This window comes from Borreliella garinii (genome assembly GCF_001922545.1).
Lineage (GTDB): Bacteria > Spirochaetota > Spirochaetia > Borreliales > Borreliaceae > Borreliella > Borreliella garinii.
This window is the reverse complement of sequence record NZ_CP018744.1, coordinates 1-19,190: the sequence shown is the minus strand read 5'-3', so window position 1 is coordinate 19,190 and position 19,190 is coordinate 1. Positions and strand designations below refer to the sequence as shown.

At 28.5% G+C, this 19,190-nt stretch carries 11 protein-coding genes; 6 read left to right on the top strand and 5 right to left on the bottom strand.

The genetic code is table 11. The features are described from left to right. Positions 1-9: 9 nt before the first annotated feature. Complete coding sequence (locus BLA33_RS00055; protein WP_075226278.1) at positions 10-2,229, bottom strand: AAA family ATPase; 2,220 nt, start codon at positions 2,227-2,229, stop codon at positions 10-12. 22 nt (positions 2,230-2,251) lie between these two features. Beyond that, on the bottom strand, positions 2,252-3,961 hold the full coding sequence (locus tag BLA33_RS00050; RefSeq protein WP_075226277.1) for a phospho-sugar mutase: 1,710 nt from the start codon (positions 3,959-3,961) through the stop codon (positions 2,252-2,254). A gap of 148 nt (positions 3,962-4,109) precedes the next feature. Here BLA33_RS00050 and uvrB point away from each other — a divergent pair, with 148 nt between their 5' ends. Genes uvrB through BLA33_RS00035 form a run of 3 tightly spaced genes read left to right on the top strand, consistent with a single transcriptional unit; the run spans position 4,110 to position 12,377 of the window. Next, positions 4,110-6,104, top strand: a complete 1,995-nt coding sequence (uvrB, locus tag BLA33_RS00045) for an excinuclease ABC subunit UvrB (protein WP_029346633.1) — start codon at positions 4,110-4,112, stop codon at positions 6,102-6,104. A gap of 16 nt (positions 6,105-6,120) precedes the next feature. Further along, positions 6,121-8,973 (top strand): excinuclease ABC subunit UvrA, encoded by a 2,853-nt coding sequence (gene uvrA / locus BLA33_RS00040; RefSeq protein WP_075226276.1) that lies wholly within the window; start codon positions 6,121-6,123, stop codon positions 8,971-8,973. Then, positions 8,928-12,377, top strand: coding sequence for an LPS-assembly protein LptD (locus tag BLA33_RS00035; RefSeq protein WP_075226275.1), 3,450 nt, complete (start codon positions 8,928-8,930; stop codon positions 12,375-12,377). Before uvrA ends, BLA33_RS00035 begins: the two co-directional genes overlap by 46 nt. 8 nt (positions 12,378-12,385) lie before the next feature. On the opposite strand, the gene BLA33_RS00030 is transcribed toward BLA33_RS00035, so the two are convergent. Genes BLA33_RS00030 through BLA33_RS00020 form a run of 3 tightly spaced genes read right to left on the bottom strand, consistent with a single transcriptional unit; the run spans position 12,386 to position 15,148 of the window. Beyond that, positions 12,386-12,943 carry a hypothetical protein gene (locus BLA33_RS00030; RefSeq protein WP_075226572.1) on the bottom strand — a complete coding sequence of 186 codons (558 nt, stop codon included), beginning with the start codon at positions 12,941-12,943 and terminating at the stop codon, positions 12,386-12,388. Beyond that, on the bottom strand, positions 12,912-13,514 hold the full coding sequence (locus BLA33_RS00025; protein WP_029346632.1) for a ribonuclease H family protein: 603 nt from the start codon (positions 13,512-13,514) through the stop codon (positions 12,912-12,914). Before BLA33_RS00025 ends, BLA33_RS00030 begins: the two co-directional genes overlap by 32 nt. 8 nt (positions 13,515-13,522) lie before the next feature. Next, on the bottom strand, positions 13,523-15,148 hold the full coding sequence (locus BLA33_RS00020; RefSeq protein ID WP_032989175.1) for a hypothetical protein: 1,626 nt from the start codon (positions 15,146-15,148) through the stop codon (positions 13,523-13,525). A 188-nt stretch (positions 15,149-15,336) separates the two neighbouring features. Between BLA33_RS00020 and arcA the strand changes: the two genes are divergently transcribed. Genes arcA through BLA33_RS00005 form a run of 3 tightly spaced genes read left to right on the top strand, consistent with a single transcriptional unit; the run spans position 15,337 to position 19,079 of the window. After that, positions 15,337-16,572: an arginine deiminase gene (gene arcA / locus BLA33_RS00015; RefSeq protein ID WP_029346630.1), complete on the top strand. Its 1,236-nt coding sequence runs from the start codon at positions 15,337-15,339 to the stop codon at positions 16,570-16,572. Positions 16,573-16,627: 55 nt separating this feature from the next. Beyond that, positions 16,628-17,611, top strand: a complete 984-nt coding sequence (gene argF / locus BLA33_RS00010; RefSeq protein ID WP_029346629.1) for an ornithine carbamoyltransferase — start codon at positions 16,628-16,630, stop codon at positions 17,609-17,611. A 43-nt stretch (positions 17,612-17,654) separates the two neighbouring features. Then, complete coding sequence (locus BLA33_RS00005; RefSeq protein WP_075226274.1) at positions 17,655-19,079, top strand: YfcC family protein; 1,425 nt, start codon at positions 17,655-17,657, stop codon at positions 19,077-19,079. The last annotated feature ends 111 nt before the right edge of the window (positions 19,080-19,190 follow it).

The following is a 19,190-nucleotide window of genomic DNA, read 5'->3' as shown; positions in this document are numbered from 1 at the left end:
AATTCTCCTTTATTCTATTATTATTTTTTCTTCTTCTAAATAAATTGTTATTTTATTTATGTTTTGATTATCAGCTATTTTGGTGATAATATCTTCTTCTATTTTTTCCTTTATTGCAGCAATTACGCTTCTTGCTCCTGAATTTTTTTTATAGTATTTTGTAGTTATGAATTTGTCAATATCTTTTTTTATTTCTATTTCAATTCCTTTAGAGTAAAATTTTGTTTTAAGTGCATTTAAGTAGTTTTTACAAATTTCTTCTACATTGTCCTTTGTAAGGACATTTAGGATGATTTTTTTTTGAATTCTGTCTAAAAGAGATAACTTAAATCTTTTTTCAAGATCTTGTTTTATTTCTTCTTTAATATTTTTTGTTTCTGTGCTTTTTTGTTGATTTTTATTGAATCCAATATTCTTCTCTCCAAGAAGCATTTTAGATCCAATATTTGTAGTCATTATTATAATTGTATTTTTAAATAGTATTTTATCTTCTTTGCTATCAATAAGTTCTCCATTTTCAAGCATTTGACTTATTAAGTTTAATATGGAGTCGTGGGCATTTTCAATGTTTTCAAGCAATATTAAAGTTTCAAATGAATGTTTTAATTTGTTTGTCAGAATGCCTCCATCAGAGTAGCCCACATATCCTGGATTTGTGCCGATTAATTTTGAAATAGAATTTTCTTCTCTATAATCTGACATATCTAGTTTTAATACTGAATTTTGATCCTTAATAAATTTTTTAGATAGTTCATCAGTTAAAGTGGTTTTTCCACATCCATTTGACCCTATTAGCAATATTGAAGTTAAGGGCTTAGAATCGTCATTTAGTCCAAGTTTGACTTTAATAATTTCTTTGATAAGCTCGCTTACTGCATGTTTTTGTCCTATTACTTTTTGATTGATTTTGCTCTCTACTTCTTTTAATTCTAAAATTTCTTCTTTTATGTTATTTGTTGTTTTAATAGATAATATTTCACTTATTGCTTTTTGTATATCATCCGATGTTACGATATTGTCTTTTGTAGGTTCTTCCTTTTTAATTGCGCCGGCAATGTCTATTAGATCTATTGCTTTATCTGGAAATCTTTTATTTATTAGATATTTGGATGAAAGTTTTACTATATTTATAAGCGCGCTTTTTTCATAGATCACTCCATGATAGTCTTCGAAATTTTTTGCAATATTTTTGATTATTTTTAGCGTATCTTTTTCATCAGGCTCTCTTACAGTAATTGTTTGAAATCTTCTGGCGAATGCTTTGTCTTTTGAAATATATTTTCGGTATTCATTATAAGTAGTTGCTCCAATAATTTGTATTTCAGCCCTAGAAAGTGATGGCTTTAATATATTTGATGCATCAAGAGCTCCTTCGGAGTTTCCAGCTCCTATTAAAGTGTGTATTTCATCAATAAATATTATTGTGTTTTTATTTTTTTCAATATACTTAATTATATTATTTAAACGGTCTTCAAACTCACCTCTATATTTTGTTCCCGATACCAAGTTTGAAACTTTAAGCATTAAAATTGTTTTGTCTTGTAGTTTGCTACTTATTTTTTTTTGTACTATGCTTGATGCAAGTCCTTCAACTATTGCTGTTTTTCCTACGCCAGGCTCACCTATTAGTATTGCGCTATTTTTATTTCTTCTCAAGAGTATATTGGTAAGAGCTTTAATCTCTACTTCTCTTCCAATCAAAGGATCTAATTTTTTATTTTTTGCAAGTGCTGTTAAATTTTTGACATACTTTCCAATTTCAAATTGTTCATTTTCAAGTCGTATTTCTTCATCAAATTCTTTGTAGGTTTCAATTAATCTTATTTTATTTTTTTCCATGTATTCTAATATATTTTGATCTTTAAAGTCGAAGCTAGATTTACTTAGTTTGTACTTTTTTAGAAGTTTTTTATTTTTCAATATTTGATAAAAAATTTCTTTTGATCCTATTAAGGGTTTAGATTTAAATTCCTTTTTAGCTTCTTTTATGAGAGTAAAGATTTCTTTATTGATTTTTGGAATAATTATCTCATTTTTTTCTATTAAAATTTTCTCTAATTTATCTATTTCGCATATAGCTTCCTGTTTAATGCTTTTTAGAGTTTTTGTATCTATAAATTTTATTTCAGATTTTTTAGGAGTGGTAATTATAGACATTAATAGGTGCCAAATTGAAACTTCTTTATTTTTATTTTTTCTTGCAATTTCTTTTGAATCTATTTCTACCAAATTTATTAAATTTTCTGTTATGTTAATATTTTTTTATCTCCATCTTTATTGCATTTATTATACCAAATATTTTATGTTTTTCCTTATACTCAAGCTTTACAGATATGTAAAATTTAATTTTTGGCTCTGTTCCAGAGGGTCTTACGGTTATTACAATTTCGTTTTCAAGTATAAATTTTATTGCGTTTATGGGATATTTATATTCTTTTATTTCTGAAATTTCTTTTTTGAAGTTAATCTTTTTAAGAGTTTTATAGTCTAATTTTTCAATTATTTTGATTCCTGCGAATTGCATTTTTTGTTCTTTTCTTAGCTTTGACATTAGTGCTTCTCTTTGAATTTCTCCATTAGCCCCCTCAAAGTTTTTTTCTATATTAAGTTCTTCATAATACCCAAATTCTTTGTATATCTTTTCAAGATAATTCTTAATTGTTTGTTGCTTAGCTTTTAAATCAAGTGCTAAAGAACAAATCCCTTTTATGGCTGAAAATGCGTCCTTATCTCTAACTTTTTTTCCTATTAGATATCCATGACTCTCTTCGCATGCAAAAGCAAATTTTTTATTCGGTTCATTTTTTTCCATTTCATCAATTAAGCTTCCTATCCATTTAAATCCTGTGTAAGTTCTAAAAATTTGAGAACCATATTTTTTTGCAATTTTTTCTAACATTTGTGTTGTTACAAACGATGATATTACAAATGTATTTTTAGGATTTATTTCTTTTGAGAGTATATAGTTCATTAAAATGCATGATATTTGATTTCCGTTTAAAAATATCCATTCGTTTTGATCTTTAAATGCAACTCCTATCCTGTCAGCATCTGGATCTGTTGCAAGGGCAATGTCACAATCTTCTTTTTTCGCAAGCTCTATTACTTTAAGCATTGATGTTTTTTTTTCTGGATTAGGATAGGTTATTGTTGGAAATTCCGGGTTTGGCACTATTTCGCTTTTTTCTAAAAAAAGCTGTATTTTGCTATTTGTAAAGAGTTTTTTTATTATGGTTCCACCAGTACCATGTAGTGCTGTGTAGGCTACTTTTAAGTTTGTTTTTTTGCTATTCTTCTCAAAATCAGGGAATTCTTTGTTTATTGTTTGTACGTACTCTTTATCTATCTCATTATTTAGTTCCTTGATAATCTTTTTTTCAATACCTTCTTTTATGGTAATTTTATTTATTATGTTTTTTACTTTTTTAATTTCATTGGTTATTAGTGTGTCATGAGGTGGCATTATTTGTATTCCACCTTTCCAGTATGCTTTATAGCCATTGTATTCTTTTGAATTATGACTTGCTGTTATCATAACACCAACATCACAATCAAATTTTCTTATTGTATAAGATAGCTGGGGAGTGGGTCTTAAGCTTTTATATATATATGTTTCAAAATTATTTGAGGCAAAAATTTGAGCAGTATTGTAAGCAAATTCTTTTGAAAAATGTCTTGAATCATAACTTATTGCAACTTTGGGGTTTTTATTTATTTTAAGTACATAGTTGCATATTCCTTGGCTTATTTTTTTTACATTATAAGTGTTTATGTAGCATGTTCCAGCCCCAATGATCCCTCTCATTCCAGCAGTGCCAAATTCTAGATCTTTATAAAATCTGTTTAGAATTTCTGTCTCATTATTTGTTTTTTGAATTTTTATTGCTTCTTCTTTAAAATATGTATCTTCTTCAAGAAGAATGTAATTTTTTAGTTTTCTTTTGGCTGTGACTTGTTGCATTAACTATTCCTTTTATTTTATTTTATTTTATTTTACTTAAACAAAGATTAATTAAATTATATTGATTTATAATGAATTATATACTTGATATAGTATTTATTATTAGATAATTTATAAGAATGTATATTAAATTTTGGTCGTTAAATTAATGATGGATTTTTTTTTGAATTCAGAATATCTTCCTGCTGGTGATCAACCTAAAGCAATAAAAGAGATTGAAAATTCTATTTTGCTTGGGAATAAGTATCAAACATTAAAAGGTGTTACAGGAAGTGGAAAGACTTTTACAATTGCAAATATAATTAAAGATCTAAACAGGCCCGCTTTGGTTGTCAGTCATAATAAAACATTGGCAGCGCAACTTTATAGAGAATTTAAAGATTTTTTCCCAAACAATGCTGTTGAATATTTTGTTTCTTATTATGATTATTATCAGCCAGAATCCTATGTGCCTTCAAAAGATTTATTTATTGAAAAAGAAGCTACTATTAATACTGAGATAGAAATCAAGCGAATAAGGACTGTAACGTCTCTTGTCAAAAGGCGAGATGTCATTGTTGTTGCCACTGTATCTTCAATTTATGCTCTTGGATCTCCAGATTTTTTCAAAAAATCAGCACGAGAATTTTTTGTAGGTCAAAAAATTTCTATTAAAGAAATATCAGATATTTTTGTAGAACTTTATTATGAGAGAACTTTAATGAATCTAGAGAGAGATAAATTTTCAATCAAAGGAAATATTATTGAAATTTGGCCTAGCAGTGAGCACGGAGAGTTTGCTTATCGAATTTGTTTAGATTTTGATGAAATTGTTGAAATATATAGGATTAGTTCATTTTCTAAAAAAAATTTAGGAACCACAAATAGTTTTACTCTTTTTGCTAAATCTTATTTTGTAATTCCTTATAAAAACGTATTAGAAGCGATACCTAAAATATCTTATGATTTAAATCTTCAATGTCAATATTTTAAAGATAATGGCAAGCTTGTAGAAGCTGAGAGGCTTAAGCAGAGGGTAGAGTATGATTTGGAAATGCTTAGAGAGACAGGATTTTGTTCGGGCATTGAAAATTATTCTAAATATTTGAGTGGAAGTGAAATGGGAAGACCTTATTGTCTTTTTGATTTTTTTCCGAAAGATTACTTATTGTTTGTAGACGAATCTCATGTTACATTGCCGCAATTTAGGGGGATGTATAATGGAGATTATTCTAGAAAATTAAATCTTGTTAACTTTGGATTCAGACTTCCTGCAGCGCTTGAAAACAGGCCTCTTAAATATGATGAATTTGACGCATTAATTAATCAGGTTGTGTTTGTATCTGCAACTCCAGGTCTTGAAGAGAATTTGAAGAGTAGCGTGGTTGTTGATCAAATAATTCGTCCCACAGGTCTTGTTGATCCAGAGATTATTACCAGGCATTCTGATGGTCAAATGGAAGATCTTTATAGCGAGATTCAAAAAAGAGTAGCTCTTAAAGAACGGGTTTTAATTACTACTTTGACAAAGAAAATGTCTGAAGATTTGACTGAATATTTGGTAAGTCTTGGTGTAAGGGCAAAATATTTACATTCAGAGCTTGACACTCTTGAAAGAGTAGAGGTTATTTCGTTGCTTAGAAAATCTGAAATTGATGTTATTGTTGGCATTAACTTACTTAGAGAGGGCTTAGATATTCCAGAAGTATCTCTTGTTGCAATATTAGATGCTGATAAAGTGGGGTTTTTAAGATCTACTACTTCATTAATACAAACAATTGGTAGGGCTGCTAGAAATGCTAATGGACTTGTAATAATGTATTACGACAGAATAAGTGTAGCTATGCAGGAGGCAATTGAGGAAACTAATAGAAGACGCCAAATTCAGATTGATTATAATAAAAAAAATAATATTACTCCTAAGACAATTGTTAAGAAAATTCAAAATATTTTAGAAAAAGAACTTAATAATAAAAATAAAAATATTAACTATGACCTTGAAAAAATTATTTCAGGCGAGAGATTGTCTAAAAAAAAGCTTATTAATAAGCTTAAATTTGAACTAGAAGAAGCTGTTAATGATGAAAGGTTTGAAGATGCAATTGTTTTAAGAGATAAAATAAAAGAGCTTAGTAGCAAAATTGGTGTGGCTCGTAATAAATAAAAGAGAGGTGTAATCTTTGATAAAAAATTTGGAAAAAAAAATTATCGTCAGGGGAGCAAAAGAACATAATTTGAAAAATATTGATATAGATATTCCAAAAGATGGTTTAGTTGTAATATCTGGCAAGAGCGGCTCTGGTAAATCTTCTCTAGCTTTTGATACTATTTTTGCAGAAGGGCAAAGAAGGTATATGGAGTCCGTTTCAGCTTATGCAAGGCAATTTTTGGGTATAATGAAAAAACCCAATGTTGATTATATAGATGGGCTTTCTCCTTCTATAGCTATTGAACAGAGAACAATAAGTAATAATCCTCGCTCTACTGTTGGAACAATTACCGAGATTTATGATTATTATAGGCTAATCTTTGCTAAGATAGGTAAAGCATACTGTCCAAATGATGGTAGATTAATAGAAGAGCAATCTTTAGATAAAATAGTTAATACTATTTTAAGTTATGCCGAAGGATCTAAAGTTATACTTTTTGCGCCAATTGTAAGAGGTTCTAAAGGTTCTCACAAAAAGGTTTTAGAAAAAATATTAAATCAAGGGTTCAATAGAGTCAGAATAAATTCTGAAGATTATTTAATAGAAGATGCACTTAATTTAAATTTACATAAAAATAAAAAACATACCATTGAAATTATAGTTGATAGAATCAAGCTTGGTAATAATGTTCGAGTTAGACTCGCAGAATCTATTGAAACTTCTCTTGCTGTTTCTAATGGATATTTACGGGTAGAGATTGAGAATGATTTAGAAAAAATAGATAAGCTTTTTACAGAGCATAATAGTTGTCCTTTATGTGGATTTTCGCTTCCTTTTATAGAGCCCAGGCTTTTTTCATTTAATAGTCCATTTGGTGCTTGCAGTGAGTGCTCTGGTCTTGGTGTTACACTTGAGTTTGATTTTGAGAGTATTTGTCCTGATACAAGTCTTTCTTTTAATGATGATGCTTTTATTACTTTTAAAACGAGCTCATCTTGGTCTGTGGCTATTTTTAAAGGACTTGCTAAGCATTATAATTTTGAATTAAATACTCCTGTAAAAGACATTCCAAACAAAGTTCTTAAACAGATTCTATACGGCTCAAATGAAAAAATAGATTTTATTTACCAGTCCAAAGAAATGGAAGCAAAGGAGATGGATGGAGGATTTCATTATTCCAAAAAGTTTGAAGGGCTTTTACCTCTTTTAAAAAGACGATATCTTGCAACAGAATCAGAGAGTACTAAAATTTTTTACGAAAATTTGATGTCTAAAAAAATCTGTAATTCATGCAAGGGTAAGCGGTTATGCGTTGGAGCTTTAGCTGTGAAAATCAATGGGAGAGATATTCAAGATCTTAGCAATTTATCTGTATTTAATTCTTATATGTTTTTTGAAAACTTACAGCTTGATGCGGTGGATGAAAAAATATCTAAAGAAATTTTAAAGGAAATTAAAAGTAGGCTTAAATTTTTAATTGATGTTGGTCTTTCTTATTTGTATTTAAATAGAATATCGGGCAGTCTATCTGGGGGCGAGGCTCAGCGTATTAGGCTTGCTACTCAAATAGGATCAGCACTTTCAGGCGTTATTTATGTTCTTGATGAGCCAAGTATTGGTCTTCATCAAAGAGATAACGAAAAATTAATCTCTACTCTTGTTAATCTTAAAAATCTTGGCAATACTGTAATTGTTGTTGAGCACGATGAGCAAACTTTGCGTACTGCAGACTATATTATTGATATGGGTCCTGGTGCTGGAATTCTTGGGGGAGAAATAGTTGCAAAGGGAGCCTTAATTGATATTTTAAATAGCAAAAATAGTTTAACTGGTCAATATTTGAGTGGCAAGTTTAAAATAGATGTTCCAAGCTCTAGAAGAAAAGCAGATAAGGGAGAAATTTTGCTTTTAGGCTCCAATAAAAACAATCTTAAAAATATAGATGTAAGTATCCCTTTGGGAGTTTTTACTGTAATAACAGGTGTTTCTGGTAGTGGAAAAAGTACTTTGCTCAACGAAGTGTTATATCCAGCTCTTGATAGCAGATTAAAGCTTAATGAAAAGTATTGTGATGGGTTTAAAGACATTATTGGATACGAAAAAATAGATAAAATTATTCAAATAAATCAAAAACCAATAGGAAGAACTTCAAGATCAAACCCAGCAACTTATGTTGGATTTTTTACAGAAATTAGAGAGCTTTTTGCTAAGCTTCCAGACGCAAAGTCAAGGGGTTTTAAAGCCGGTAGATTTTCTTTTAATGTTAAAGGCGGAAGATGTGAGAAATGTCAGGGAGATGGGTATCTCAACATTCAAATGCATTTTTTACCAGATGTTTTTGTTCCTTGTGATTTGTGCAAGGGTAAAAAATTTAATGAAGAAACTTTAGAGGTTAGGTATAAAGGAAAAAATATACATGATGTTTTAGAGATGAGTGTATTTGAAGCTAAAAATTTTTTCGAGAATGTTCCCAAAGTTAGTCATTATTTGAAATTTTTAATTGAAGTTGGGCTTGAATACATCAAATTGGGACAATCTGCAACAACTTTATCAGGAGGCGAAGCTCAACGTATTAAGTTGGCTTTTGAGCTAAGTAAGAAGAGCACAGGTAAAACCTTTTACATTGTCGATGAACCAACAACCGGATTGCATTTTGATGACATAAAGAAGTTGTTAGAAGTTTTGCAGCGGTTAGTTTCTAATGGTAATACAGTTGTACTCATAGAGCATAATTTAGATGTAATTAAACAAGCAGATTATATAATAGATTTGGGTCCCGATGGTGGATTGGCAGGGGGGAATGTCGTTGTTTCTGGTGTTCCTGAAGAGGTTGCAAAATGCGAGAATTCCTATACGGGAATGTTTTTAAAAAATCTTTTATAATATTGTTATTTTTTTTTACTTTTTCTAATATAATTTTTGCTCAGACTTCAAATGACAAAAATTCCAAAAAAAGAAGTAAGCTAACTTTAAGCCAAAGATCTTATTTAAGAGAACTTGAGCTTTCGACTGATGAAGATTTGAAAAAATGGGCCTTGCAAGAAGGCCTAAAAGAAATGGATGTTTTAAAAATACGAGAATTGCTTTTAAAAAAATTTGGAATAGATCCTGAGCTTTTTGTTAAAGGAAAAGGACTTGCTGGATCTGGTAGATATAAAATAATAATTGAAACTACAGACAATCTTGAAAATTTCACTTATGGACTTACTAAGGATGAAAGTATTATTTTTGAAGGAAGAGTTAATATTTTAGTTGAGGATACTAAAGAGAATAAAAAGCACAATATTAAAGGCGATAGAATAGTTCTTAATAAGAATTCTAAAAAACTTTATTCTATTGGGAATGTTGAATATATTCTTGATATGGATGCCAATGAAAAGCTTTATTTTTATGGTAATGAATTTTTTGTTGATTTTGATTCTCAAAATTTTCTATTAAAAGATGGCATTCTTCAAAAAAAAATGCAAAAAAATCAAATAGATCATATTCTTTCGTTTGGAGGAAAGGCTTTAAAAAAGATAGACAATGATGTTACTATTGTGGAGCAAGCTTTTGCAACAACTAGTAAAATTCCAGAGCCTTACTATTCGATCAAAGCTTCTAAAATATGGGTATTACCTTCAGGGGATTTTGGGTTTTTACATGCTATATTTTACATGGGAAGAGTTCCAGTATTCTATATTCCTTTTTTCTTTAGGCCAGGAGATAGTTTATTTTTTAATCCATCTTTAAGCTTGAATCCACGAAAAGGTTTTTCCCTTTTTAATACTATTTATCTTTTTGGCAATAAATCTTCAAGCGAAGATTCTTCTTTTTTGGATTTTGATTTCAATTCTGTTTATAATTCAGGCAAAAAACCTTATATAAGAAATGGATATTTAACTTATTTTTTTGCAGAAAATTTAGCATCTAGTCTTAGTAAAGATTATGTTAAGTTGATTTTTGACATTTATGCTAATCTGGGATTTTATTCCGGGATTGATTTTGATTTAAGTAATACCTTAGGGCATTTTAAAACTTTGGAAGGAAATTTTGGATTAGGTTTTACTAGGAATGTTTATAGTTATGATGGAGGATATTATCCTTTTAATAATAGAGCTTTAAAACAATCTCTTTTTAGTTTTTCTAATCTTAACAAGGGGGATATATTTGGATTTGAAGTTCCTTTTAGATATTTACTTAAATTTAAAACAGAATTTCTTTTAAGAGATGCACTTTTTTCAGTTTTTTTAGAGCACTATTCCGATCCATATGTTAATATTGATTTTAGAGATAGGATAGAGAGTTCTACATTTTTTTCTCTTTTAAATTTAGATAAAGATTCGGTTAAAGAGCAAACCAGTATTAGCACTTTTGATTGGAATTTGTCTTCTTTTTATAGCCGGAAGTTTGATGATAATTCAATTTTAGATTACAAATTAAATAATTTGGGATTAAGTTTCAAATTATCGGGCTATGAGAATCTTTATGTTAAATCTCCTTTAGAAAAACCAAAAGAGATTAATGATCCCACAAGAAAATGGTTTTATTTGGAGAGAATTTATGTCCCATATATCGATTTAAATTTCCAAAAAGACCTTTACAGTAATCAATGGACATTTTCAGCTGATACTAAAGAAATGATAATGCGCCCAGAAATTAAAAATCTAGAAGATAAAGATAATAATAAAAAGATCGTTAAGGAAAAAAAGACTCAAAAAATAAAAGATTTAAATAAAGATTTATATATTCCTCCAGAACCCATCATTTTAAAAAGTATTGATCAATTTGATTCTTTTTTTATTAGATTTGGTATTAATCCTTATTTAAGAAATAATGTTTTTTTTAATAATTATGGCATCACAAGTCCAAAGGACTTTAATTATGAAATAAAAAATTATTTATTTGATATAAAGAATAAAACGGATATAAAAATTCATGCTGATTTTTATAATCGTTTAATTACTTTTGAAAATTTATTATATCTTAATACTATTGAGTATAATCCTTTAAATAAAGATTTTAAAGTTGAAGATAAAGATAAAAAAAGTGAGCATTCTATTATTAATCAAATAAATTTAAACTTGCTTCCTTTTATTAGGTATCCCTTATTCTCTAGAAGTATTTTAAAATTTGAGAATAAGTCTACTTTGTATTCATTTAATAAAAAATATGATACTGATTTAAAATCTTTAGTTGCTAAGAATAGTAGTATTTTTTTGTCTGATCCGGACACTTTTTATCAATATTTAATAGCTTCTTTGATTTATGATTATAATTATTTTAACGCCGAGCTTTCAGGTGAATTAAAAAATAGTTTTGAAGATATTAAAGCTTCTTCTGAGCTTAAACTTTCTTTAGATTTTCCTTATTTGTTACAAGAAGCTGGAATTGGAATTAAATATTATAAAAAGTTTAAAGAAAATGCTATTAAAAACCCTGGAATTTCTACTGTTCAATCTTTATTGAATCCTTCAGAGCCTCAAAAACCATCATCACCTTATAAAAATTTAGAAATGTCTCCTGCTTTGTATTATAAAATTGAGCCAAGATATTTAAATTATTTTAAATTTAGTTTTTTAGCTGCTTATGATCCTTTGATAAATAGAGTTTCTGAACTTTCTTTTAAGCTTAATGTTTTTGATTTTCAGTTTTTATTTGCGATGAAAGATGACTTTGAATATAATTATGATCCTTTAAAAGGAGATTTTTCTAAGGTCGGAATTACAACTAAACTTGTTCCATATTCTTTAGATTCTCGTTACAAGAAGGAGTTCCATGTTTTAAATTTGTTTGACAAGAAGCTTTCTTTTACTTTAGGGATAGATGCTGGCTGGAAAATCAATTTGCAGAAATTTACGGATAATGAACTTTGGTCTGCATTGACTTTTAAATTTAAATATACAGAATTTTTAGAAATTTACTTTTCTACCTTTTCTGTCAATACTAAGACTTTTAGATACTTCAAAGGATATATGGATCAAATTGGTCTTGAGACCGTCAATATCTTTACTGATTTGTTAAAATCTTTCAATTTCTTTAATTCCCAAGACAGAAAAAATTCACTTTTTAAAATTAAAAAATTCTCATCAGGCTTTAAATTCAATTTTTATGATTGGAAATTTGTTGGCGAATATAATTTAGAGCCAGATTTGCTAAAAGGATCTGATGGTATTTATTCTCCTATTTGGAGAAATAATTTTACAATTTATATTTCTTGGAATTTTTTTGCTCCTGTAAAAGCATCATTTGAAAACAATAAAGATACAAACTATGAGCTTATTATTAATAGAAAAACAAAAAAATAATAAAGGGTTTATGTATTATTGTTAGCATTGATTTTTATAGTTCTTGTTATTAAAATGTTTATTGTTTTTTTTGTTTCCATCCCTATTTTTGTTATGTTGAGTTTGAAGATAGAGGGATATTCAATAGCTGAACTTAAAACATGGCTATTTTTGTTTTTAGAGGAAATTTTTAGTGGATATGCTTTAAATTTAAATGAAGTTTTAGGGCCAATAAAAAATTCTCTATATTTATTTTTATAGATTGTTTCATTGTCTATTGTAAGATCTTCTTTTTTTAGGACAATTTTATTGTTATTAATGCTAGTGTTTTGCCAATTTATTTTTACTACATCTAAACTATTGTTTGTAATTTGAATATAGATATATTCATTTGTGGCTTTAATTGCCCCTATGTCAATGTATTTAAAGGGAGATTCTAAAACTTTAAAATTAGTTTCATAATCGAGGCTGGGGCTTATTTTTATTGTTGCACAACAATAAAAATAAGCCATTGAAATCAGAAATATTGTTTTTATGTATTTTTTGGCAATATTTTTACTTAGTTTTGTGAAAACCAAGATCTGCAATATTTTCATTTCCTGGAATAAAAGAAATTTTTCCACCTTGTTCTTCAAATTTTTTCCTTAGTTCAACTGTTTTTTTGATTAAATTAATAGTAATTTGTTTTAATTTTTTGCTATTATAGATTCCTTTTGACCAATAGTCAATTATTAATTTGCTGTCACCAAATATGTTTATTATATTCTCTTTTAATGCTATTTTGAGTGCTGCATATAGGGCAAGAAGTTCTCCAAAATTATTGCTAATCCCTTGAAAATTTTTGACATAATGATTTCCATATTCATTAATCAAGGATTTGTCTAGGATTTTGTCCAATATTGAAATTCTTTTTTCGTTTACAACCCTAATTTCTACACCCTTTCCTCTTCCTGTTCCAGAATCAAAATATATTCCAATTGGATGATGATGAATAATTTTATTCCCATTATTCAATAGCCAATTTTGAGCTTGTTCTATTGTTTTAAAACTTTTTATTTTATTATTTTTTTCTTTAATAGTAGTTTTGCATTCTTCCCAAGATTTGAAAATAATTTTTTCATTACTATCGATTAAAATGCATGCATAATATTTGTCCATAAATAGTATTAACTTCCTGAGCACCAGAGGTTTGTTATATTGCAAGCTCTTCCAAAAATTTTTTCTTTCGATTTTTTCAATTCCACCGAATCTACTATTTCTTTGTTGTAACCAATGAATTTTTCTTTTAAGCTTGGTTTAATGAGCCTTTTTGGAAGTGCACTTGGAAGTATTCCTGTAATTGTATAAGACATGTAAAAATTGTAAGCGGCTGCATTTATTTCTCCAGGAGTAATTATTCCTGAAATTTCGTAATTTCTTGATACATTAAGTCCTGCTATTTTATATATTCTATCAACTACTAAAGAACAATAGGTTTTATTATGAATTTCTTCAAGATTAAATGAATCTGTCCATAAATTAGAGGAGATTAATGGAATCATATATCCAAAGTTATTGTCAATATATCTACTTCTTCCAAAATTAATAGCTTTTTGAATTGTTCTTGTGTCTGTTATTGGCGAAAATATTTTTAATATTCTTGATTGTACATATGTTGAAAGTTTTTCATATCCTGATCCTTGAGTGGATGCTGTATCGAATTTAATTTGATTGCTTGTAATTATTGATTTTATATCAAAACTGTCATTTCCATTGAATGCAATTTTTTTAGTAGCTTCGTATTTTTCTTCATCAAATATTCCTACATGTTGCCAAAAATAAAAAAACTCTGTCCAATCTATTTTGGGTTTTATTAGTATTATGTCGCCATTTGATAAAAGAGATCTTAAATTTTTAGGGGTTATTTCAATGCCTGTATTTGGGTCTATTATTTTTGGTATTAGGCCATATTGATTGCTATTATCGGAGTCAACAGTTGATCTTTTTCTCCTTCTGCTTCTACTTTGAGATGGTTGCTTTGAATAATATAGTTCATTGTGAAGATCTGCAATTTTTTGTTTTTCAATTATTGTTTTTATTGTGCTGTTTTCAATTTTTAAAAAGTACATAAATTGTTCAAAATATTTTTTATCTTTTATTTTTAATAATTGATTAGCTATTATATGAGGCGCAACATATTCTTCCCCATTTATTATTTCTTTTGTGATTGAGTTTATATTTTCTTGAGGAAAAAATGAATTAATATGGCTTAATTGTATGTATCCTAAATTTTTATCATGAAATGTTTGCTCAATTAAGTTTAAAATTTCTTTTTCTAGATGCATTTGTAATTCTATTAATTCTGTCAAATTTTTAGTATCTGAATTTGTATAATTAAAATTTATTTTTTTTTCAAAAGCAGTATCAATTTTAATTATTAGATTGCCATTGACGCTGCTTTGATCTATGAACTTTATCCATTCTGCCTCATTATTTAAATAATTTTTATAAGCATTTAAATAGTTTTTTATTTCTTCTAGTTTTTGTGGGTTTATTTTGATTTTTACTGCTGTTTGTTTTATTAAAAGGGAATTATCGCTATTGTTTAAAATTTCTTGGATACTAGATATTGGTATTCGATATTCTGTGCTAGAAGGATTCTTTATTAAAGAACTTTCCAGTGGTGTTTTTTGTGTTAATATGATTTCTGATGTGCTTAGATTTTTTGGCTTATTATTTGTAATCAAGGAACAAGAGAATAGTAAGATGTGCATAGTTAACATTAATATTAATCTATTAATTTTCTTCTTCATGGTAGTATTTTAGCATAATTCTTGTAAATGTTTTTTATTTAAATGCCTATTTTAAAACTTCTTTTTTTGTTTTTGGTAATTTTTTATACATTTATAATATTTTTTTAAAAACTTTAATAAATAATTGATATTTTTTAATATAAACTATAATATTTTAATATATGGCAATTTTCATAAAGGGGGAATCGATGGAGGGATATTTAAATCCAATAAATATATTTTCTGAAATAGGTCGTTTGAAAAAAGTTTTGCTTCATAGGCCAGGAGAAGAATTAGAAAATTTGACACCTTTTATTATGAAAAAATTTTTATTTGATGACATTCCTTACCTTAAAGTCGCAAGACAAGAGCATGAAGTTTTTGCAAATACTTTAAAAAATAATTCAGTTGAAATTGAGTATGTTGAGGATCTTGTTAGCGAGGTTCTTGCTTCTTCTGTAGAGCTCAAAGATAAATTTATATCTCAATTTATTCTGGAGGCAGGAATAAAAACAGATAATACAATTAATATTTTAAAAGATTATTTTTCTAGTTTAACTATTGATAATATGGTCTCTAAAATGATTTCGGGTGTTGTAAGTAAAGAGCTTAAAAATTATGTATCTTCTCTTGATGATTTAGTTAATAGTACAAGTCTTTTTATTATTGATCCTATGCCTAATGTTTTATTTACCAGGGATCCTTTTGCTAGCATTGGTAATGGGATTACAATAAATAAAATGTCTAATAAGGTTAGACATAGAGAGACAATATTTGCAGAGTATATTTTTAAATACCATCCCATTTATAAAGAAAATGTTCCAATTTGGTTTAATAGATGGGCAGAGACTTCTTTGGAAGGTGGAGATGAGTTTGTGTTAAGCAAAGATATTTTAGTTATTGGAATTTCGGAAAGAACAGAAGCGGAGTCTGTAGAAAAATTAGCTATTAGTCTTTTTGAAAATAAGACTTCATTTAACACAATTTTGGCTTTTAAGATTCCAAAAAATAGGGCTTATATGCATTTAGATACAGTTTTTACTCAAATTGATTATAATGTTTTTACAAGTTTTACGAGTGATGATATGTATTTCTCAATTTATGCTTTAACTTGTAATTCAAGTTCCAGTAAAATTCATGTTAAAGAAGAAAAAGCTAGACTTAGAGATGTTTTAAGCTTTTATCTTGGCAGAAAGATTGACATAATAAAATGTGCAGGTGGAGACTTAATACATGGTGCAAGAGAACAATGGAATGATGGTGCTAATATTTTGGCTATAGCTCCGGGAGAAGTAATTGCTTATTCTAGAAATCATGTAACTAATAAGTTGTTTGAGGAAAATGGTATTAAAGTTCATAGAATTCCGTCTAGCGAGCTTTCAAGGGGTCGTGGTGGTCCAAGGTGTATGTCTATGCCTTTAGTAAGAGAGGATATTAATATTTGAGCTAAATAAGCTAAATAAAGGTTTTAAAAACCGATTGTAAATGTTAGGGGTTATTATGTATAATTTACGAAATAGGAGCTTTTTAAATCTTTTAGATTTTACAAGCAAAGATATTAGATATTTACTTGATTTATCGATTGATTTAAAAAAATCAAAATATGCAGGAATTGAAGTGCAGAAGCTTAAAGGTAAAAATATAGTTATAATCTTTGAGAAAGATTCAACAAGAACTCGGTGTGCTTTTGAGATTGCAGCGTATGATCAAGGGGCAAATGTTACGTATTTAGGTTCTAAAGGCAATCAAATAGGCGTAAAAGAGTCCATGATAGATACCGCTAGAGTTTTAGGGCGTATGTATGATGCCATTGGGTTTAGAGGGTTTTCTCAACAGACTGTTGAATGTTTGGCGAATTATTCCAATGTTCCTGTTTACAATGGATTGACAGATACTGCTCACCCAACCCAAATATTAGCCGATTTAATGACAATAGAAGAGCATAAAGGAAGTTTAAAGGGGATTAAAATAGTATTTTGTGGTGATGGCAGGGGGAATGTTGCCAATTCTTTATTGAAAGGTTGTGCTATTATGGGGCTCGATTTCAGAATTTTTGCTCCTAAAGAGCTTTTTCCAGACTCTAATTTGATGCTTAAGGCTAAGTCTTTAGCTCTAGATAGTGGAGGTAAAATTACAATTGCAGATTCTAAAGAAGAAGCTGTTAAATGCGCTGATGTTGTGTATACGGATGTGTGGGTATCTATGGGCGAAAATAATTGGGAAGATAGAATAAATCTTCTAAGGCCTTATCAGGTCAATAAAGAGATTATGGATATGGCAAAAGATGATGCAATATTTATGCATTGTTTACCTGCTTTTCACGATTTAAATACTGTGATCGGTAAAGACATTTTTGATAAATATGGAATTAATGGAATCGAAGTTACAGAAGAAATTTTTGAAAGTAAAAATTCAGTTGTTTTTGATGTTGCTGAAAATAGAGTACATACCATTAAAGCTATTATGGTAGCGACTTTAGGATAACAGCAATTTATTTATATGAAATTATTTAGGAGGAGTGAATGTTATGATTAAAATTCCAAGTAGTTTTACAATAATATTCTCTTTAATTATATTCGTTACCATCTTAACATATATAATTCCTGCTGGTAAGTTTGATAAAGAATTTAAGCAAATAGGTGATGGATCTAAACAAGAGATAGTCGTTGCTGGAACTTATCAGCTTGTAGATAGAGGCCCCAGAGGATTTTTACATCCTATTGTTACTATTTTAACTGCAATGTCAAAAGGGATGGAACATGCAGCCGAAGTTATTATTTTTGTTTTAATTGTTGGAGGCGCTTATGGGGTTATTATGAAAACAGGAGCAATAGATGCAGGAATTTATTGTTTAATCAAGAAGTTGGGCCATAGAGATAAATTACTTATTTCTTTGCTAATGTTTATTTTTTCAATTGGTGGAACTGTAACCGGAATGAGTGAAGAGGCTCTTCCTTTTTATTTTGTTATGATTCCTTTGATAGTGGCTTTGGGTTATGATAGTCTTGTTGGAGCCGCTATTATTGCTTTGGGAGCTGGAGTGGGCACTATGGCTTCTACTGTAAATCCATTTGCTACAGGAATTGCATCGGCAATAGCTTCTATTAGTTTGCAGGATGGATTTTATTTTAGAGTTGTTCTTTATTTTGTATCAGTATTAGTTGCTATAATTTATGTTTGTGCTTATGCATCTAAAATTCAAAAGGATCCCTCAAAGTCGCTTGTGTATTCTCAAAAAAATGAACATTATGAATATTTTGTTAAAAAAAATGGAATTTCTACTGGAGATAATGCTGAAAATATTCTTGAACTTACTTTTGCTCATAAATTAGTTTTACTTTTATTTGGATTTATGATATTTGTTTTGATGTTTGGTATTATTCAGTTTGGTTGGTGGATGCAAGAAATGACAATGTTGTATCTTGGAGTTGCTATTATATCGGCTTTTATTTGTAGATTGGGTGAATCTGAGATGTGGGATGCGTTTGTGAAAGGTTCTGAAGGTCTAATAACAGCAGCTCTGGTTATTGGGCTTGCTAGAGGTGTTATGATAGTATGTGATGATGGTTTGATTACAGCTACGATATTAAACGCCGCTACTAATTTTTTATATAATCTTCCAAGACCTTTTTTTGTCATTTTGAATGAAATTATTCAAATATTTATAGGATTTATTGTTCCATCTTCATCGGGTCATGCTAGTTTAACTATGTCAATAATGGCGCCACTTGCTGATTTTTTGTCAATGCCAAGGTCTTCGGTTGTTATTGCTATGCAAACTTCATCTGGACTTATTAATTTAATAACACCTACAAGCGGAGTTCTAATGGCTGCATTAGGGATATCTAAATTAAGTTATGGTGTGTGGTTTAAATTTGTTTTACCGCTATTTATTATTGAATTCTTTATTTCTATTTTAGTTATTATAGCTAGTATTTATTTGAGTTTCTAGCAAGGGATTCTTGTTTTTTGGCTTTTTGTGTCTTTTTATTTGATTGATTTTTGAAGTTTTTATATACTATTAGATTATATGTATACATATAATCTAATAGTATATAAAAAC

Bases quoted from the DNA above. Each gene is read 5' to 3' on its own strand.
- BLA33_RS00050 (WP_075226277.1), bottom strand. From the start codon at position 3,961: ATGCAACAAGTCACAGCCAAAAGAAAACTAAAAAATTACATTCTTCTT.
- BLA33_RS00025 (WP_029346632.1), bottom strand. From the start codon at position 13,514: ATGGACAAATATTATGCATGCATTTTAATCGATAGTAATGAAAAAATT.
- BLA33_RS00035 (WP_075226275.1), top strand. From the start codon at position 8,928: ATGCGAGAATTCCTATACGGGAATGTTTTTAAAAAATCTTTTATAATA.
- uvrB (WP_029346633.1), top strand. From the start codon at position 4,110: ATGATGGATTTTTTTTTGAATTCAGAATATCTTCCTGCTGGTGATCAA.
- arcA (WP_029346630.1), top strand. From the start codon at position 15,337: ATGGAGGGATATTTAAATCCAATAAATATATTTTCTGAAATAGGTCGT.
- BLA33_RS00005 (WP_075226274.1), top strand. From the start codon at position 17,655: ATGATTAAAATTCCAAGTAGTTTTACAATAATATTCTCTTTAATTATA.
- BLA33_RS00020 (WP_032989175.1), bottom strand. From the start codon at position 15,148: ATGAAGAAGAAAATTAATAGATTAATATTAATGTTAACTATGCACATC.
- argF (WP_029346629.1), top strand. From the start codon at position 16,628: ATGTATAATTTACGAAATAGGAGCTTTTTAAATCTTTTAGATTTTACA.